This is a genomic window from Streptomyces sp. NPDC000348 (genome assembly GCF_042898795.1).
Taxonomy (GTDB): domain Bacteria; phylum Actinomycetota; class Actinomycetes; order Streptomycetales; family Streptomycetaceae; genus Streptomyces.
In genome coordinates this window covers 254,800-272,502 of the sequence record NZ_JBIAZD010000007.1, presented here as the reverse complement: position 1 = coordinate 272,502, position 17,703 = coordinate 254,800, and the positions used below count along the sequence as shown (strand labels likewise).

Here is a 17,703-nt window from a genome sequence, read left to right as displayed (position 1 = left end):
TTATTAGCGTCGTCCCCGGCGGCGACGAGCACGGCATCGCACACCTTCTACCGGGGCGAAGAGGGCTCTGCGACGCGTTCCGCCGGCTTCTCGCCCGGCCGCCACCTCTCGTCTTTCCCCGGAGAACCCTGAAGGAGATCCACTCGTGTTCGAACGTATGGCCGACTTGGCGATCCGCCGGTCCCGACTGGTGCTGGTCGTGGCCGCCTTGGCCGTGGCACTGATGGGCGTAGTGGGCGCCGGCGCCTTCGACAAGCTGAAGGGAGGCGGCTTCGACGACCCCGCCTCCCCCTCCACGCGGGCAGCGAACGTCATCGCCGACAAGTTCGGCGGCGAGACCAACCTCGTCCTGCTGGTCCGCTCCCCCGACGGCCGCATCGACACCCCCGCCGCCGAGGAGAACGGCCAGGACCTGGTGGCCGAGCTCAAGAAGGACGAGCGGCTCAGCAACGTCGTCTCGTTCTGGGAGACGAACAGCCCGGACCTGCGTTCCGAGGACGGCCGTGAGGCCATGGTGCTCGCCCACGTGAAAGGAGACACCACCGAGCAGCGGGAAAGCGCCATCGCGATCCTGGACACCTACAGCGGCTCCTACCAGGACACCCTCACCGTCCGGGCCGGAGGAGGCGCCGCTGTAGGAGCCGACCTGTCGAACCAGGTGGTCGAGGATCTGATCCTCGCCGAGGCGATCGCCATACCGCTGACCCTTGTGCTGCTCCTGATCGTCTTCGGCAGCGTCGTCGCGGCGCTGTTGCCGCTCGTCATCGCCGTCATCGCCGTCATCGGCTCGTTCGCCCAGCTCTTCCTGCTCGGCAGCGTCACCGACGTGGCCGACACCGCGACCAACCTCACCACAGCCCTGGGTCTCGGACTGGGCATCGACTACGCCCTGTTGATGGTCAGCCGCTTCCGGGAGCAGATCGCGGTCGGGGTGAGCGTGGACGACGCCGTCCGGCGGACGATGCACACCGCGGGCCGCACCGTCGCCTTCTCCGCAGCGACCGTCGCGGCGGCCTTGGCAGCCCTCATGGTGTTCCCGCAGTACTTCCTGCGCTCGTTCAGCTTCACCGGGGTCGGCGTCGTCGCCATCGCCGCCCTGAGCACCCTGTTCGTGATGCCGGCCCTGCTGAAGGTTCTGGGGCACCGGGTCAACGGCGGGCGGATGCCGTGGGCGAAGTCGCGGCACTCCGAGGCTCAGACATCCGTGTGGGGACGGCTGGCGCGCACCGTCATGCGGCGGCCCGTGCTCACAGCGGCGCCCGTTCTCGCCGTGCTGCTGCTGGCGGCAAGCCCCCTGCTGAACATCACCTTCGGAACGACGGACGAACGCGTGCTGCCCGAGGACGCCGAGAGCCGCCAGGTCTCACAGGTCCTGCGGGAGGAGTTCGGCGGCAGCGAGGACTCGGCCATCCTCATCGCCGTCGACACTTCTGTAGCCGAAGCCCCGCTGACCTCGTACGCGGGGCGACTGGCCGCGCTCGAGGGCGTCGAGCGTGTCGAGACCAGCGCGGGCACCTACAGCGCGGGACGGCCCGCCACGACCGGCCCGGCCGACTCCGCCCTCGGCCGGCCCGACGCACAGCGGATCACTGTGGTGAGCAGCCTGACGCCGAAGTCGGAGGCGGCCGAGAGCCTGGTCGAGCAGGTGCGCTCGGTGACTCCGCCCCCGGGGACGGACCCCTTGGTCGGCGGGAACGACGCCGTACTGGTCGACGCCAAGAAATCCATCGCCGACAAGCTCCCGCTGGCCGTGACCCTGGTCGTCCTCACCACCTTCCTGCTGCTCTTCCTGTTCACCGGCAGCGTCGTGCAGCCGTTGCGCGCGCTGATCCTCAACCTGCTCAGCCTGGGAGCCACCCTCGGTGTGATGACCTGGATCTTCCAGGACGGCAACCTCTCCTCACTCCTCGGCTTCACCGCCCAGCCGATGGAGCTGGCCATGACCGTGCTGATGTTCTGCATCGGCTTCGGCCTCTCGATGGACTACGAGGTCTTCGTCACCAGCCGGATCAAGGAACTCCACGACCGGGGAGCGGACAACGAGACCGCCGTGGTCAACGGCCTCGGCCACACCGGGCGCATCGTCAGCGCGGCCGCCTTCCTGCTCGCGGTGAGCTTCTTCGCCTTCGGCACCGCCGAACTCAGCTTCGTGCAGATGTTCGGCCTCGGCAGCGGACTGGCCATCCTCATCGACGCCCTCGCCGTCCGCGGCGTGCTCGTCCCCGCCGCGATGCGTCTGCTGGGAAGCTCGGCCTGGTACGCGCCCGGCTTCCTGCGCACGTTCCACGCGCGGTACGGCCTCAGCGAGGGCGGTCCCAAGCCGACGTCCGCCCCCGGATCGGCGGCGGCCGCTCGGGCGGACACAAAGGAGTCGACCATGGTGTGACCCGCCCGACCACCGCTCAGCCACCCACCGCGACTCGTCACGCAAGGCTCGGGCCGCTGCTCGGTCCTCTACGACCGGGCCGACGGTCGTCGCGGCGGGGGTACCGCACTCAGCAGTTCCCACAAGGGGCGCGAGCCGGCCGCCCACTGCGCGAGGACCTGACGGTCGACGAGGTGCAGGCGCTGCTGCCGGGCGAAGGCGCGGCCGGGCTGGGTGATGCGGCCGTTGGTGACCATGACGACGACGTCCGCCCGGTGGACGGGGCGGCCCGTGCCGTTGAGGACCTGCAGGTCGGGGGTGCCGACGGCCGCGCCCCGGCTGCCGTTCCTGCGGTGCTTGCACTGGATGACCCAGCGCCGGCCGTAGGGGTCGGTGGCCTTCACATCGGCGCCGAGGTCGCCCCGGCCGCCGACCTGGACGGCGTCCGCGCATCCGTCGCGGTGCATCAGGTCCCGGATCGCGTGCTCGAACTGGCGATGGGACAGGGCGTCCAGCTGCGCCAGCCCGTAGCGCAGTGCACGCGCCTGGACCTGCTGCCACTGCGCGCGCCGGGTGCGGTGCTGCCACCATCCCAGTCCGCCCAGCAGCAGGACGAGGGCGGCGACGACGAGGACCCACCAGTGGGCGACCAGCCAGTTGACCACCATGACCATGAGGCTGACGGCCGCCACCGCGGCGGCTCCCACGGCCGGCAGGTGCATGTCGTCCCGCTGCTGCCGGCGGCCACGACGGGGGCGCCGGGCAGGGCCGCGGCGCCGGGGCGGGCGCCGGCTCATCGCCCACCCTCCAGGGTGGAGAAGTCGATCGGGTACGAGACGGTCGGGGTGGGCGGTGCCGGCTTCCTCGTGGGGGTGTCGAACCTGACGGGGTACGACACCGTAGGCCGCGGCAGGCTCCTGCGCGGTGCCGCTCGGCCGGCACTCCGGTCGAAGCGGAGCGGAGAGGTCACCGCCGCTTCCTCCCCCGGCCTCGAGCGCGGGCCGGTGCTGCCGCCCGCTCCCCCGTTGCTGTCGCCGAGGCCCACGACGGCCACAGCGATCAGCGCGAGGACGGTGAGTTCCCGCCGGGCACCCGGCGCCCACCGAAAGTGCCCGCGCACCGGCGTCCCGTCGGAACGCACAGGGGACCGTACGAACGGCATGCAGTCCTCCCCCAAGTCATCACCACCGAGCGAGGACCATGCTGGAGGCGACCACTGACAATCGATCCAGGTCGGAGTGGTACGGAGTGCCCGTTCAGGACACCCGCCCCGCGCCCCGCGCGTCGATCGCTGTCCGACTTCGCTCGGACAGCAGTTCCGCCCCTTCTCGAGCCCGTCTGCCGGCGCAACCAGTCCACCCATCTGCATGCGACACGGATCCAGAGGGCGGGAGCTTGCCGGCGCCGCCCTGCAGCGAGAAGCCGGGCGGAACCGGTACTCGGGCTCCTGCCGGCGAGGGGAGAGGTGCGCCTCCATCGGAGGAGGACTCGACTTCCGACTGCCGGATCACATCAGGACAACCATTACGTGGCCGAACTCGACGCGGGGAGGGCCGTGGTCCCCCCGTTCACCGTGGGGAAGGCCGCGGGCTGACCCTGCACGCAGTGAAGGGGGCGCCCGAGGAGCGTCTGACGCCACGTCGGCACACCGCGCCGGGCCCAGGGAGGGTCCGTACGTGCGAAGACCGGGCCTCGATCCGTCCTGGTCGGATTCCGCGCAGGGTGATGTCGGCGTTTCGGCCATTCCGAGCCCGGAGCCACCCCAAGCGGGACCAGGGATCCTGCGGCGGCAGCGCTTCCTCCCGCATGCGATGACGGGCTCCCGAGCACGGCCGAATGGCATGTGTTCGACATCGCTGCCGGGTCGTTGGTCCTCACGACTCCGCCTCAGCGACCGTCCCAGGGGGAACGATGACCTCGGCCGTCACACAAGAGCAGCCGCCCCGGCCGCCGAACGGCACCCCGCGGGACGACGAACCGGGGGAGGCCGGTGTTCGAGAGGAGGAGTTCCTCCACCGCGACGGGTCGCGGCTCCGGGCCGGATCGCTGCTGACCACCCGCACGATGGCGCGGCACCTGCCCGCGCACGTGATCTGCCCGGCGGGTCCGGAAACCTCCGGGCGGCGCCGGATGCCGGGCAAGCTGCGCCGGCACATGGCCTGCATGGAGTCCGGCGAGGAGATGCGCGCCGGCCTGGCCGGCCCGTTCCGGATCGGCCGGTACCGGAAGCCGGCCGCCTCGGTCGACGCGGTTGAGCGCAAGGCCGTGAACACCGGCGCCCGGCCGGGGCCGGCCGGCGCCGCCGCCGGGATCCGGGTGGGGGCGGGCTCGTGCCGCACCGCAGCGAGGCGTCCCGGTCCCGCCTCCGGCGCTCGACGCGGTGCACGGGACCGCCTACGGAACCGCCCACGGTGATCCCGAACCGGTCGAGCGCGGCCGAGGGACTCCGGCCCGGCCGCGCACCGAACACAGCGGTCCGCATTCAGCGACAGGAGAAGCACCATGAGTCCCGACACCGCACCCGCCGCGCGGCCGCCGGTCCGCGCGGCAACGCCCGCCGACGCCGAGGGCATCGTCCGGATGCGCTCGGAGTACGTCCTGTCCACGCCCTTGAGCGAGGAGTGGATCCGGCGGTGCACGGACGAGCTGGTACCCCGGCTGACCCCGGCGGGGGACGCACGGGCCTTCGTCATCGACGCGCCGGACGGCTCGATGGCCGCCTGCGCCCTCGGCCTGCTCCATCCCGTGCTCCCGGCACCGGCCTACCCACGAGGCCTGGCCGCCCGCGTGCACGTGGTCGCCACCCACCCCGGCCTCCGGCGCCGCGGCTACGCCCGGGCCGTGGTCTCGGCGCTGCTCGACCACCTCGCCGACGTGGAGCGGGTCACGCTGTTCGAGCTGCACGCCGACGGGGAGGCAGCCCCGCTCTACCGTGAGCTGGGCTTCGCGGGCAGTCCGGCTCTGATGCGGATGACGCGTCCGGAAGAACCCGCCGTTGCGAGCACACCGGCGAGCAGCGCCACCTGGATGCCGCCCGAGCAGTACGCCGAGACGGTACCGAAGGCCACTTGTTTCGCGTGCCTGTACTTCACCGACGAGGACGACCGGCCGCTCCAGCTGCGCTCCGTCTACTCCCCCGCTCATCCATGGCAGTTGGTGGGCGGAACGATGGACGCGGGTGAGCGGCCCTGGGAGACCGCCGTGCGCGAGTGCCGGGAGGAAACCGGCCTGACCCCGTCCGGCCCGTCCCGGCTCCTGGCAGCCGTCTACGGGCTGCCCGGCACCCCGTGGCCCTACAGCACGATCGGACTGGTCTTCGACGGCGGCCGGCTCACCACGGCGCAGATCCGCGGCATCACCCTGAATCCGCAGGAGCACGACGAGGTCCGCGTCCTGCCCCTGGCCGGGTGGAAGGCGCTGATGCCGCCCCGTGACTTCGCGCGCCTGAGCGCGGTGGCAGAGGCCCGCCGTACCGGCGAGGCCGCGTACTTCGGCACCTGGGACTGGGGGAACGAATGAGCAGCGGCATCGTGTTGCTGTCCGACCGGAAGGGAGCCGCGATTCCCCTTCAGGAGTGCGCCGAGGGCCTCGTCGGCGTCCGGCAAGGCGAACCCGCCGCGCTGAGCGACGGATTCGCTGCATGCGAGCGGTTCGACGCGGAGGGTTTGGCGGTGCTGGTCCTGCGCGGCCCGGGCGGGTCGTTCGGCGCGGAGGAGAAGCAGTGGCCCGAGCCGCAGGCTGTCTTCGGCGCGGCGGCGGTGGTCACCTGGGAGCCGCCGGGCGGCCGGATCGAGCAAGGTGGAGCCGCGCCGGCAGCGGCCGTGCCGGAACTCGCGGAGGAGAGCGGATCGAATCCCTGATCGCCGGAAGCGTGCTCACGCCGGTCGGGTTCGGTCCGAGGACAGACCCGATCGCCTCGAATCCGGCACCTCGGCTCCCTGCGGGCCGAGGTGTATCAGGGGCCTCCATCAGCCCCGGAGCGGTTCACGGTTCGAGCGTCGGGAGGCGACGGGGGCAGGGAACGGGCTGGCCGAAGGCGGTCGGGCGGGTGGCCGGCCGGTGAGGGCCGGCAGGGTCGTCGTCCTGATCCGGTGGTGGGTCACAAAGCCGTTCACGGTCAATCCTGTCCAGATGGCGGTGCCGGCCAAGGGCCACCACAGGTCCCGTCCCTGCTCGCCCTGGATGAGGCCGCCGACCCGGCTCACCGCCCGACCGACGGCGAGGAGCAAGGCCGGCCACCTGGCCCACCGCCAGATCCGCATGGCGCCTCGGGCACGGGCTTCTTGCGGGTTCTGCCCGTCCTGCCGGAACTGTGTACCGTCCATGAGGGACGTCCACCCCCTCTCCGGCCCTGCTTTCCCGGAGCTCGGCAAAGGCGGGAGGATGAGCCGAAAAGCATCGTTGTCCCGGTGTTCCGCCGGTTCCGCCGGTCAGTGTTCCGGGTGCGGGTCACGGTTCTCGAACGTCCGCCGGACCGCGGCGCCCTCGTCCTCGACCAGTCCCGAGGAGTCAGGCAGTTCGAGTGCGGCGGCACAGTGCCCGCACAGCGTGGTCCCGCCCGCGGCCGGGGCGGCGGGCCGGCTCCCGCAGGCCTTGCACATCGTCCGGACCTGACCGTCGCGTCGGGGCTGCCGCTCTTCCATCAGTGCCTTCCCTCCCGGTGGGTGATGCTGGGTTCCGGATCGTTTCGGAGCCGGGTTCCCTGGAAGGGCCGGGATCTATCACCGGTGTGCCGCGCTTCCCCGTTCTCCACCAGTGGGCGCCGCACTCCGGACGCTCGGACCGTCCGCACGTTCTCTCGTGCCCGGGCGAGGGCTCCGCACTCAGGTGCTCAGGGCGACCGGGAGCGGGAAGACCCAGGCTGCCACCAGAAGCGCGGCACGGGGGTGGGCCGGGCGGAAGGTCTTCATCGCGGAGCGGTGCTGGAGCCAGGTGAGGCCGGCAGGACGTTTCCGACAGAGAGGATGCGCCTCCACCCCCCTTTCTCGTCCTCTTGACGATAAGAAGACCCCGCATTATCGTCGGCGCGACGAGAAAGAAGGGGCTTCCATGGCCGACATCACCCGGCGCCTGGGCTGGCGCCATCTGCGCTCCACGCCCACGGCTCACATCCGCCACCACCGCGGCGGCAAGCTGGTGCACGACGGGCCGGGACTCGGTTTCTGGTTCCGTCCGCTGACCGCCGCGCTCTCCGAGGTGCCAGTGGAGGACCGGGAGCTGGCCATGACCTTCCACGCCCGCACGGCCGACTTCCAGGACGTGTCGGTGCAGGCCACCGTCACCTACCGGATCGGCGACCCGGCGCTCGCCGCCGCCCGCCTGGACTTCTCCGTCGACCCCGACAGCGGAGCGTGGCGCGGGGCCCCGCTGGAGCAGTTGGGCACGCTGCTCACCGAGACGGCCCAGCAGCACGCGCTGGAGGTGCTGGCCCGCACCCCGCTGTCCGCGGCGCTGACCGACGGGGTGGCCGCGGTGCGCGACCGGATCGCGGCGGGCCTCGGCGCCGAGCCGCGGCTGCCGGCCACCGGGATCGAGGTGGTGGCCGTACGGGTCATGGCGGTGCGTCCCGAGGCGGAGGTGGAGCGCGCGCTGCGCACACCCGCCCGGGAGCGGATCCAGCAGGAGGCCGACCGGGCGACGTACGAACGGCGGGCCGTCGCCGTCGAACGCGAGCGCGCCATCGCCGAGAACGAACTGGCCAGCCGGATCGAACTCGCCCGTCGCGAGGAACGACTGGTGGAACAGCGCGGGGCGAACGCGCGCCGCGAGGCGGAGGAGAACGCGGCGGCGGACCAGGTGCGTGCGCAGGCCGAGGCGTCGCGCACGGTCAAGCTCGCCGAGGCCGAGGCAGCCCGTTCGGTGGCGCTCGCCCGCGCGGAGGCCCAGGCGGCGCGCGAGGTCGGCGAGGCCCGCGCGGAGGCCCAGGCGGCCTGGCTGCGCGTCCACGGCGACGTCGACACGGCGACGCTGCACGCGCTCACCGGGACACGGCTTGCGGAGAACCTCCCGCGCATCGACAGCGTGACCGTCTCGCCGGACGTGCTGACCGGACTGCTGGCCCGGCTCGGCGGCGAGGGCCGGGAATGAGTCTCGCCCCGCGGGCCGTCCTGGTCCACCGCACCACGGAGTACGAGGAACTGGTGGCCCGGCACGGCACCCACGGACAGGCCGCCTTCTTCCTCTCCTCCCGGGGCCGGGACCTCGGGGAGGTCGCCGAACGCCACCGCCGCGCGCGGCGGGCACTGGCCGAGGTGGCGGCCGCGGTCCCGCCGACCTGGCGGCAGGCCCGGGTGGAGCGCGGCGACCTGGACCGTTTCCTGTTCGCCCCGGAGGACGTCGTGGTCGTGGTGGGACAGGACGGACTGGTGGCCAACGTGGCCAAGTACCTCACCGGGCAGCCGGTGATCGGCGTCGATCCCGAGCCGGGGCGCAACCCCGGCGTACTGGTGCGGCACCGGGCGGCCGACGCGGCGGCGCTGCTGCGCGGCGTCTCCACGGCCCGGGCGGACGAGCTCACCATGGTCGAGGCCGTCGCCGACGACACCCAGCGGCTGGTCGCGCTCAACGAGATCTACTTCGGCGCCGTCGGACACCAGACGGCCAGATACCGCCTGGGCCTGGAGGGCGACGGGGGTGTCGTCGAGGCCCAGGCTTCCTCCGGAGTGCTGGTGGGCACGGGCACCGGCGCGACCGGCTGGCTCCGGTCGGTGTGGCAGGAGCGGGGCAGCGCCCTGCGCCTGCCACACCCCACGGAGGACCGCCTGCTCTGGTTCGTCCGCGAGGCCTGGCCGTCGCCGGCCACCGGGACGTCCCTGGTGGGCGGCGAACTCGCCGCCACCGGCCGGCTGCACCTCACCGTCGAGTCCGAACGTCTCGTCGCCTTCGGGGACGGCGTGGAGGGCGACGCCCTGGAGCTGACGTGGGGACAGATGGTGGGTGTGGGCAGGTGCGAGCAGCGGCTGCGGCTGGTGACACACGTTCCGGGGCAGCGGTGACTCGGCGAGGCTGAACGCCGGATGCGCAAGAGCGACCGCGCCGGGGAGGCCCAGCACCACCGGCCGGACTGCGGCTTGCCCGGCACCGCCGCGTACAAGGCGGACCTGACCGGGCGCTGTGAGCTCCTCAGCCGCGATCGGACGCCGCACCGCCCGGCCGGCACCGCACCGAACATCCCGGCTGCCGGGTGGCTCGGCCCGGTTCACCGCGCGCCGGGTGGCCGGCACGGAAGGCGTCACGGCGCGAGGCGGCCCCTGCCCGATCCCCGATCCGGTGCCGACCGTGGACGGGTCCCGTGCTGCCCCTGCCGCTGCCGGACCTGGAGTGCCCGAGCACCGGAGGGCTCAGGCACTCGAAGGGCCACTGTTCAACAACCCTGGTCCGCCCACGGCGACGTGGCGCGCCGCTGCCGGTAGCTGTCCCCGTCGAGCCGTACGACCTCGGCGTGGTGGGCCAGCCGGTCCACGAGCGCCGGGGCGGCCGCGCCGTGGAAGACCTCCTCCCAGCGGGCCGGCGGCCGGTCGCCCGTCACGATCAGGGACGCCCGCTCGTAGCGGTGCGCGACCAGCCGGAAGAAGAGCCGGGAGGTGTCCGCGCCGAAGGGGACGTACCCCACCTCGTCGACGATCAGCAGCGGGTAGGAGTCGAGGGCGGCCAGCTCCGCCGTGAGCCGGCCCGCCGCCTCCGCCTCGGTCAGCCGGGCCGCCCACTCGGCGGCGGTCGCGAACAGCACCCGGTGGCCGGCCTCGCAGGCCCGCACGCCGAGACCGACCGCGAGATGGGTCTTGCCGGTGCCGGGCGGGCCGAAGAACACCGCGTTCCCGCCGGAGGTGACGAAGTCCAGCTTGCCGAGCCGGGCCACCGCCTCCCGGTCGAAGACCCGGGGGTGCTCCGCGTCGAAGTCCTCCAGCAGCTTGCGTGCCGGGAACCCCGCCGCCCGGATCCGCTCGTGGGACCCCGTCTCCGCGGCAAGCGCCTTCGTCCGCGCCGGAGTTGCCGGGCGAGGGCGCGGGACCCCGGCGGGGGACGGCCGGTCCTCGGGCTCCTCGCGGTGCGGCGCCCGCTCGTGGTGGGCGGCCATCGGGCCCGACATGTACGCCAGGATCGCCGCCGACACGATGAACGCCATGTGGATCACCGTGCCCCACAGCAGGGAGTGCCGGGAGGTGTGGTGCACGTCGACGAACATCTGGAGCAGATGGACCGAGGAGATGCCCACGATCGCGGTGGCGAGCTTGACCTTCAGGACGTTGGAGTTGACGTGCGAGAGCCACTCCGGCTGGTCGCGGTGGCCCTGGAGGCCGATGCGCGAGACGAAGGTCTCGTAGCCGCCGACGATCACCATGATCAGCAGGTTGGCGATCATGACGACGTCGACGAGTTTGAGGACGGCGAGCATGACGTACGTCTCCGTCGCCTGCCCGGTGACGCACCGGAGGATCAGCGCCCACAGCTCGTTGAAGAACTTGTAGACGTACACCCCCTGGGCGGCCACGAGGCCGAAGTACAACGGGGCCTGCAACCAGCGGGTGGCGAACAGGGCGTACCCGAGAGTCGTGGTCGGCGGGGACGAGGAACTGGGGATGGGCTGCACGTTCGCCATTCTTCGCCGAGGCCGCCGGACAGGTGAAACCGCGCCACTCACACGAATGAATAGACATCCTGTAGGACGAAACGCGCCTCCCCTGGTGACCGGGAACCGGCCAGGGGGACCGATCAGCCGGCACGCCGGACGTTCGACCGTACGGCCCGGCCCCTCCATGCCGACTCCCGACGGCACGGCGGCGGTGGGGCCGTCGATGTCCCGGGCGGCGTCGAAGCCGCCGTGGCGCCCCGCCCGAAGCGTCCTCCGCCACGAGTGCGGGCTCGCCGGGACGGGCCGGTCGCAGGGCCCCGGCGGTCAGGGCCGCCGGGCCGGGTCCGGAGCGCGCGTCACCTGATCGAGGTCGTGGACGGCCTTGGCCAGCAGGTCGAGCATGGCGAGTTCGGCACGGGCCGGGTCCTGGTCCCGGACGGCGTCCAGAACGGCCTGGTGGCTGGGGACCGGGTCGTCGGTCCGGCCGTGGGAGTGCACGACGCGGTCGCGTGCGCGCAGTCCCGGCTCGAGCAGCAGGTCCATGCGCGCCAGCATTTCGTTCCCGGTGGCGTCGAGGAGGGCGCGGTGGAACGCCGCGTCGGCCTCGGCGGCGTCCGCGGGCGAGTGCGTGTGGGCGCGGGCCATCGCGTCCAGGGCGGCCTGCAGGGCGTGCAGGTCCTGTTCGGTGCGGTGCAGCGCGGCGCGGTGGGCCGCGGCGGGCTCGACGATCGAGCGGACGTCCGCCAGGTCGCGCATGAGGCGCTGTCCGGCGCCGCTGTCGACCTGCCAGCGGATGATGTCGGCGTCGAGCAGGTTCCAGTGCTTGCGTTCGCGGACGAAGGTGCCGCGCTTCTGGCGCGCGTCGATCAGGCCCTTGCCGGCCAGCACCTTCATGGACTCGCGCATCACGGTGAGGCTGACCTCGAGTTCTTCGCCCAGTGCGCGCAGGTCGAGCGTCGCGCCTTCGGCGAGCTCGCCGCCGACGATGCGGGCACCCAGGGCATGGACGACCTGCCCGTGCACACCTCGGCCGGTGTAGGACGCCATACAGGTACTCCTCGGGGTCGCGTGGGCTGCTCGGTGCGGTGCCACGCCATCCTAGCGGCGATTATTAAATATGAATACATCTTGACAGGCTTTCCGGCCACACCCACGATGAACCCACTTCACCGAGTCATTCCGCAGGAGCCGCCTGTCATGTTGTCTCTGCATGCCCACGACCCCTCCGAGCCCTTGACCGGTCACCTCCCCCTGGGCAGTCCTCCTGCCGTCCCCTTCCCGGTGGCCGTCGACAGTCGGAGCCTGTGGCGGGACGGCCGCAGATGGATCCCGGTCATGGGGGAATTCCACTTCAGCCGCTATCCCGCCGCCGAGTGGCGCGAGGAGCTCCTCAAGGTCAAAGCGGGCGGCATCGATCTGGTCGCCACCTACCTGTTCTGGAACCAGCACGAGAACGACCGCGGCGCCTACCGCTTCGACGGCGACCTGGACGTGCGCCGTTTCGTGACGTTGTGCGCGGAGCTCGACCTGGCCGTGGCCGTGCGCATCGGCCCCTGGTCCCACGGTGAGTGCCGCAACGGCGGCTTCCCCGACTGGCTGGAAGACATCGACTGCGCCCCCCGCACCGACGACCCCGCGTATCTCGCCCTGGTCGAACCCTATTACCGGCACCTCTCCCACCAGCTTCGCGGCCTCTTCCACGAGGAGGGCGGCCCGATCGTGGCCGTCCAGGTGGAGAACGAGCTGTACGACCGGCCCGAGCACCTGGCCACGCTGCGGCGCATGGCCGAGGACGCCGGCATCCGCGCGCCGCTGTGGACGGCGACCGCCTGGGGAGCCGCGGACATACCGGCCGATGTCCTGCTGCCGCTGTACGGCGGCTACCCGGAGGCGTTCTGGGAGGACGCGCACGACGGGTGGGCCCGCGAGATGCGCCGGCACTACTTCTTCACGCCGATCCGCGACGACCACGCCATCGGTGCCGACCTGCGCTCGAGCGCCCCGACCGGCACCGGCCCCGACGCGCGCCGCTACCCGTACGCCACCTGCGAGGTGGGCGGCGGCATGGCGATCGCCTACCACCGCAGGCCGATCGTGCCGGCCGCGGACATCACCTCGCTGGCGCTGGCCAAGCTCGGCAGCGGTTCGGTCTGGCAGGGCTACTACCTCTATCACGGCTGCTCGCAGCGCGTGGACCTCAAGGAGCCCAACCAGGAGAGCCACGACACCGGTTACCCCAATGACATGCCGACGGTCACCTACGACTTCCAGGCCCCGCTGGGCGAGTACGGACAGGTCCGGCCGGCTTTCCACGCGCTGCGCCGGCAGCACCTGTTCCTGCACGCCTACGGCGCGGACCTGGCCCGGATGCCGCTGCAGCTGCCCGACCGGGAGCCGGCTTCGCTGGATGACCGCTCCACGCTGCGCTGGGCCGTCCGGTCGGCGGGTGATCAGGGCTTCCTGTTCGTCAACAACCACCAGCCGCACGAGACCCTGCCCGACCACGACGGCGTCCGGTTCGGTGTCACCCTCCCCGGCGGCCGCACCGTCACCGTGCCCGCGCAGCCGGTGAGCATCCCCTCCGGCGCCCACTTCGTGTGGCCGATCGGCCTGGACCTCGGCGCCGGCCTGCGCCTGGAGTGGGCCAGCGCCCAGCCGATCACCCGGCTCGAGGCCGACGGCCTTCCGCTGACCGTGCTCGCGGCAACCGACCGCATCCCGGTGTCGCTGGCGCTGCCCGCCGGGGTGGAGGTCCGCGGCCCGGCCCGGGTGGACGCCTCCGGCGAGGCCACGCTGGTCACCGTCACCGAACCGGGCACCGCGGCGCTGCTGACCCTCACGGGTCCGTCCGGCCGGGCCCGCGTCCTGGTGCTCTCCCCCGAGCAGGCGCTCCGGCTCAACCGGATTCGGGTCTTCGGGCAGGACCGGCTCGTCCTCAGCGACGACGTGGTCTTCGCCGACGGCGACGAACTGCGCCTGCACATCGCCTCCGACGCGCCCTCGGTCGCCCTGCTGCCGGCCCCTGCCTCCCTCGGCGGAAGCGGTGCCGGGGAACCGGTGGCCGACGGCGTCTTCACCCGGTGGCCGCTGGCCGCGGCTCCGCGGCTGCCGCAGCCGGTCCTGGAGACCGTGCGGGAGCAGGCCGTCGCCCCGCCCGCGCGCACCGGCGGATCCCACGACCGGGCCTCCGCACCTCGCGAGGCGGACTGGGACAAGGCCGCCGTCTTCCGACTCACCGTCCCCGCCACCGCGTTGCACGGCGACGGTGAGGTGCTGCTGAGGCTGCGCTACACCGGCGACGCCGCCCGCGCCTACCTCGACGGGCGGCTCGTCGCCGACCACTTCTGGTACGGGCCCGGCTGGGAGATCGGGCTGCGCCGCTTCGCCGACGCGGCCGTCCGGCACGGTCTGGAGATCCGCGTCCTGCCCCTCGATCCCGCCGCCCGCATCCACGTCGACGCCTCGGTGCGCCCCGGGTTCGACGCCGCCCGCACCCGCGCCGCCGTCGAGTCGGCCGAACTGGTGGCCGTACCGCGGGCGCGCCTGACCGGTGAAGGAGAAGGACGTGTCTGATCCCAGCCGCAGAAGCGTGCTGCGCGCCGGGATCGGGGCGGGAGCGGGTCTGCTGGCCGGCCCGGCGCTCGCCGGATGCGGCTCCTCCTCGGCCGCGCCGCTGCGCGCCGGACGCGTCCGCATCAGCCTGTGGACCCACGATCCCGGGTACATCAAGACGTTCCGGACCGCGGTCGAGGACACCGGCCTGATGCGCGGCTCCCGATTCGACTACGGCCTGAAGGTCACCAGTGCGGCGCCCGGCGACGTGATGACCCGCATGATCGCCCAGGCGGTCGCCGACGGGAACACCCCCGACCTGGCCGGTCTGGTCGTCGACCAGTTCCCCCGGGTGATGGGCTCCTCCATCGCGCAGAACCTCTTCGTCGACCTCACCGACACCGTCCGCACGTTCGGTGACGACCTGCTCAAGCTGGCCCCGTACACGGTCGACGGCGTCCCCTACGGTCTGGACTCCGACAACTCGATCACCGTCCTGTACTACCGGCAGGACCTGTTCGAGAAGTACCGGGTCCCCGAAGCGGTGGAGACCTGGGAGGAGTTCCTCGAGCACGGCGAGCGCCTCGGCAAGGACCACGAGGTGAGCGTCGGCATGGTCTCCACCGGCGACAACGGATCGATCGTCAACGGCTTCCTGCAGTTCCTGCTGCAGCGCGGCGGCGGCTTCTTCAACGAGGCCGGCGAGCTGATCCTCGACTCGCCCGAGGCACTCGAGGTGCTCCGGTTCATGGCCCGCGGGGTGCGCTCGGGCGCGCTGCTGGCCCTGCCCGACCCCTACGGCAGCGCGTGCGCGGCCGCGCTCCAGTCCGGGCGGCTCGCCGCCACCGCCATGCCGAACTGGTACAACGCCTACGGTCTGCAGGCCAACGTGCCGGAGCAGAAGGGCCGTTGGCGGATGCGGACCCTGCCCCGCTTCGCCGGCGGCGGGCACGTCGGCTCGACCCTGGGCGGCACCGCCTTCGCCGTGCTGAAGGACAAGCCCCACACGCAGGCCGCGCTCGAACTGCTCCGCCGCGTCTACCTCAGCCGTGAAGGACAGATCCTGCGCTACAGGTCGGGCGGCTTCCTGCCCACCCTGAAGCACCTGTACCGGGATCCCGAACTCGTCGCCGCCGAGGACGCCTACCTCGGCAACCAGCGCGTCTTCGACGTCTACGGCGAGGCCGCCGCCGACCTTCCCCTCTTCTACCAGGCCCCCGGCATGCAGATCCTCGCCGATGTGCTGGGCGGCCCGGTCCTGGACGCGCTCAAGGGACGCGCCTCGCCGCACGCCGCGCTCAAGGCCGGTCTGCGGGCCTACCGACAGCAGGTGAAACGATGACCGCTCCCCCGCCGACCCGCACCGCGCCCACCGCCGTACGCGCCGAGGACCCCGGCGCCTGCGCGCCGTCGCAGTCCCGGTGGTCGCGCCGCCGGCGCGCCTGGGCTCCCTACCTGTTCATCTCCCCGTTCTACGTGCTGTACGGGCTCTTCCTGCTGGTGCCGATCCTGATCGGGCTGTACCTCAGCTGTACCGAGTGGGCGGGCCTGGGCGCCCCGCGCTGGGTGGGCCTGCGCAACTACCGGGACCTGATGGGCGACCACAGCTTCTGGACGGCCGTCACCAACACCGTCCTGTACGTCGTCTTCACGCTGTGCGTCGTGCTGCCCGCCGCGCTGCTCGTCGCCCAGGCCCTCAACGCCCGCGGCCTCCGCGGCCGGGACCTGTTCCGGCTGACCTACTTCATGCCCGTGGTGATCTCCCCGATCGTCATCACGCTGGTCTTCGGGCTGTTCTTCGACAACGAGTTCGGCCTCCTCAACGCGGCCGGACAGGCCCTGTTCGGCTTCGGCGGCATCGACTGGCTCGGCTCGCCCGGCTGGGCGCGCGTCAGCGTCGTCGTCCTCGTGCTGTGGCGCTGGACCGGCTACCTGACCATCTTCTTCCTGGCCGGACTGCAGAACGTGCCCAAGGAGCTGCACGAGGCCGCCGCCATCGACGGCGCCGGACCGGTCAGCCGCTTCCGCAACGTCACCCTGCCCAGCCTGCGCCCGGTCACCGCGTTCGTCGCGGTGACCGTCCTGGTCAGCACCGCCCAGATCTTCGACGAGCCGTTCCTGCTCACCCAGGGCGGCCCGGGCGAATCGACCCTGTCGGTGGCCATGTTCATCTTCCGCGCCGGGTTCCAGCGCCAGCAGCTCGGCTACGCGGCGGCGGCCGGCGTGCTGCTCTTCGTCGCCGTGTTCGTCCTCGGCCGGCTCGCCATGCGGCTGCTGGGAGTGGGGAGAGACGGCCGATGACCCTTCTCGAGACCTCGGGCACCAACACGCCTGCCCGGGCCCGCCGCCGGATCGGCCGCGCCCTGCTCTACGCGTTCCTGATCGCCCTGCTGCTGGTGTTCGCCCTGCCCCTGCTGTGGGCCCTGTCGTCCTCCTTCAAGGCCCGGAGCGAGATCTTCGGCTACCCGCCCGAACTGCTGCCCGATCCGGCCACCCTGGAGAACTACCGCGGCCTGCTGGACGGCAATCCGTTCTGGAGCTGGCTGCTGATCAGCACCGTGGTGGCCGTCGTCTCCACGGTCGCGTCCGTGGCGCTGTGCGCGCTCGCCGGGTTCGCGTTCGCCAAGTACCGCTTCCGCGGCAAGAACCTGCTCTTCGACATCATGTTCAGCTCGCTGGCCGTCCCGTTCGCGGTCATCGTCGTACCGCTGTTCATCATGATCGCCAAGGCCCATCTGACCACCCCGTACTTCGCGCTGGTCGTGCCCTGGGTGGCGCCCGCGTTCGGCATCTTCATGATGCGCCAGTTCACCGAGCAGTCCGTGCCCGACGCCCTCCTGGACGCCGCCCGCGTCGACGGCTGCACCGAGTTCGGGCTCTTCAGCCGCGTCGTCCTGCCGCTGCTGCGCCCGGCCCTGGGCGCCCTGGGCGTGTGGTCCTTCCTCAACAGCTACAACAGTCTGCTCTGGCCGCTCATCGTGGTCAGCGAACCCGGCGACTACACCCTCCCGATGGGCATCCAGGCCCTGTTCGGCGCGACCGGCCGCCAGTACGACCTGGTCCTGGCCGGCGCCGTCCTCGCCGCCGTCCCGAGCCTCATCGTCTTCTTCGTGCTGCGCAAGCAGCTCCTCGAAGGACTCACCGCGGGCGCCGTCAAGAGCTGACCCGCCCGTCGTCCGCACCCTCCACCCACCACACATGGGAAGGCTTCCTC

The 17,703-nt window shown here is 72.2% G+C and carries 14 protein-coding genes; 10 read left to right on the top strand and 4 right to left on the bottom strand.

Features of this window, described 5'->3' with window-relative positions; genetic code table 11:
- Positions 1-145: 145 nt before the first annotated feature.
- Positions 146-2,386 (top strand): MMPL family transporter, encoded by a 2,241-nt coding sequence (locus tag ACFY3N_RS16740; protein WP_390817419.1) that lies wholly within the window; start codon positions 146-148, stop codon positions 2,384-2,386.
- A gap of 68 nt (positions 2,387-2,454) precedes the next feature.
- Here ACFY3N_RS16740 and ACFY3N_RS16735 read toward each other — a convergent pair whose 3' ends face one another.
- Positions 2,455-3,162, bottom strand: coding sequence for a restriction endonuclease (locus tag ACFY3N_RS16735; protein WP_390817418.1), 708 nt, complete (start codon positions 3,160-3,162; stop codon positions 2,455-2,457).
- Between the two features lie 1,114 nt (positions 3,163-4,276).
- Between ACFY3N_RS16735 and ACFY3N_RS16730 the strand changes: the two genes are divergently transcribed.
- The 3 genes from ACFY3N_RS16730 (at position 4,277) to ACFY3N_RS16720 (ending at position 6,225) form a co-directional block, all read left to right on the top strand.
- Positions 4,277-4,780, top strand: coding sequence for a hypothetical protein (locus tag ACFY3N_RS16730; protein ID WP_390817417.1), 504 nt, complete (start codon positions 4,277-4,279; stop codon positions 4,778-4,780).
- 87 nt (positions 4,781-4,867) lie between these two features.
- Positions 4,868-5,884 (top strand): GNAT family N-acetyltransferase, encoded by a 1,017-nt coding sequence (locus ACFY3N_RS16725; RefSeq protein WP_390817416.1) that lies wholly within the window; start codon positions 4,868-4,870, stop codon positions 5,882-5,884.
- Positions 5,881-6,225 carry a hypothetical protein gene (locus ACFY3N_RS16720; protein ID WP_390817415.1) on the top strand — a complete coding sequence of 115 codons (345 nt, stop codon included), beginning with the start codon at positions 5,881-5,883 and terminating at the stop codon, positions 6,223-6,225. Before ACFY3N_RS16725 ends, ACFY3N_RS16720 begins: the two co-directional genes overlap by 4 nt.
- A gap of 570 nt (positions 6,226-6,795) precedes the next feature.
- Here the strand turns inward: ACFY3N_RS16720 and ACFY3N_RS16715 are convergent.
- Complete coding sequence (locus ACFY3N_RS16715) at positions 6,796-7,008, bottom strand: hypothetical protein (RefSeq protein ID WP_390817414.1); 213 nt, start codon at positions 7,006-7,008, stop codon at positions 6,796-6,798.
- A 406-nt stretch (positions 7,009-7,414) separates the two neighbouring features.
- On the opposite strand from ACFY3N_RS16715, the gene ACFY3N_RS16710 reads away from it, so the two are divergent.
- Positions 7,415-8,452: an SPFH domain-containing protein gene (locus ACFY3N_RS16710; protein ID WP_390817413.1), complete on the top strand. Its 1,038-nt coding sequence runs from the start codon at positions 7,415-7,417 to the stop codon at positions 8,450-8,452.
- Positions 8,449-9,360 carry a hypothetical protein gene (locus tag ACFY3N_RS16705; RefSeq protein ID WP_390817412.1) on the top strand — a complete coding sequence of 304 codons (912 nt, stop codon included), beginning with the start codon at positions 8,449-8,451 and terminating at the stop codon, positions 9,358-9,360. Before ACFY3N_RS16710 ends, ACFY3N_RS16705 begins: the two co-directional genes overlap by 4 nt.
- 368 nt (positions 9,361-9,728) lie before the next feature.
- On the opposite strand, the gene istB is transcribed toward ACFY3N_RS16705, so the two are convergent.
- Entirely contained in the window at positions 9,729-10,964 is a 1,236-nt protein-coding gene (gene istB, locus ACFY3N_RS16700; RefSeq protein WP_390817411.1) for an IS21-like element helper ATPase IstB, read from the bottom strand.
- 297 nt (positions 10,965-11,261) lie between these two features.
- A complete protein-coding gene (locus ACFY3N_RS16695; RefSeq protein ID WP_390817410.1) occupies positions 11,262-11,984 on the bottom strand; it encodes a FadR/GntR family transcriptional regulator in 723 nt (240 codons plus the stop codon).
- Positions 11,985-12,134: 150 nt separating this feature from the next.
- Here ACFY3N_RS16695 and ACFY3N_RS16690 point away from each other — a divergent pair, with 150 nt between their 5' ends.
- Genes ACFY3N_RS16690 through ACFY3N_RS16675 form a run of 4 tightly spaced genes read left to right on the top strand, consistent with a single transcriptional unit; the run spans position 12,135 to position 17,653 of the window.
- Positions 12,135-14,510, top strand: coding sequence for a beta-galactosidase (locus tag ACFY3N_RS16690; protein WP_390817409.1), 2,376 nt, complete (start codon positions 12,135-12,137; stop codon positions 14,508-14,510).
- A complete protein-coding gene (locus ACFY3N_RS16685; RefSeq protein ID WP_390817408.1) occupies positions 14,503-15,831 on the top strand; it encodes an ABC transporter substrate-binding protein in 1,329 nt (442 codons plus the stop codon). Before ACFY3N_RS16690 ends, ACFY3N_RS16685 begins: the two co-directional genes overlap by 8 nt.
- Positions 15,828-16,790, top strand: a complete 963-nt coding sequence (locus ACFY3N_RS16680) for a carbohydrate ABC transporter permease (protein ID WP_390817407.1) — start codon at positions 15,828-15,830, stop codon at positions 16,788-16,790. The genes ACFY3N_RS16685 and ACFY3N_RS16680 overlap by 4 nt, the downstream gene beginning before the upstream one ends.
- Positions 16,787-17,653 carry a carbohydrate ABC transporter permease gene (locus ACFY3N_RS16675; RefSeq protein ID WP_390817406.1) on the top strand — a complete coding sequence of 289 codons (867 nt, stop codon included), beginning with the start codon at positions 16,787-16,789 and terminating at the stop codon, positions 17,651-17,653. Before ACFY3N_RS16680 ends, ACFY3N_RS16675 begins: the two co-directional genes overlap by 4 nt.
- The last annotated feature ends 50 nt before the right edge of the window (positions 17,654-17,703 follow it).

What these genes read in the sequence shown, in the direction of transcription:
- ACFY3N_RS16735 (WP_390817418.1), bottom strand. Translation starts at nt 3,162, where the DNA reads ATGAGCCGGCGCCCGCCCCGGCGCCGCGGCCCTGCCCGGCGCCCCCGT.
- ACFY3N_RS16730 (WP_390817417.1), top strand. Translation starts at nt 4,277, where the DNA reads ATGACCTCGGCCGTCACACAAGAGCAGCCGCCCCGGCCGCCGAACGGC.
- ACFY3N_RS16725 (WP_390817416.1), top strand. Translation starts at nt 4,868, where the DNA reads ATGAGTCCCGACACCGCACCCGCCGCGCGGCCGCCGGTCCGCGCGGCA.
- ACFY3N_RS16720 (WP_390817415.1), top strand. Translation starts at nt 5,881, where the DNA reads ATGAGCAGCGGCATCGTGTTGCTGTCCGACCGGAAGGGAGCCGCGATT.
- ACFY3N_RS16715 (WP_390817414.1), bottom strand. Translation starts at nt 7,008, where the DNA reads ATGGAAGAGCGGCAGCCCCGACGCGACGGTCAGGTCCGGACGATGTGC.
- ACFY3N_RS16710 (WP_390817413.1), top strand. Translation starts at nt 7,415, where the DNA reads ATGGCCGACATCACCCGGCGCCTGGGCTGGCGCCATCTGCGCTCCACG.
- ACFY3N_RS16705 (WP_390817412.1), top strand. Translation starts at nt 8,449, where the DNA reads ATGAGTCTCGCCCCGCGGGCCGTCCTGGTCCACCGCACCACGGAGTAC.
- istB (WP_390817411.1), bottom strand. Translation starts at nt 10,964, where the DNA reads ATGGCGAACGTGCAGCCCATCCCCAGTTCCTCGTCCCCGCCGACCACG.
- ACFY3N_RS16695 (WP_390817410.1), bottom strand. Translation starts at nt 11,984, where the DNA reads ATGGCGTCCTACACCGGCCGAGGTGTGCACGGGCAGGTCGTCCATGCC.
- ACFY3N_RS16690 (WP_390817409.1), top strand. Translation starts at nt 12,135, where the DNA reads ATGTTGTCTCTGCATGCCCACGACCCCTCCGAGCCCTTGACCGGTCAC.
- ACFY3N_RS16680 (WP_390817407.1), top strand. Translation starts at nt 15,828, where the DNA reads ATGACCGCTCCCCCGCCGACCCGCACCGCGCCCACCGCCGTACGCGCC.
- ACFY3N_RS16675 (WP_390817406.1), top strand. Translation starts at nt 16,787, where the DNA reads ATGACCCTTCTCGAGACCTCGGGCACCAACACGCCTGCCCGGGCCCGC.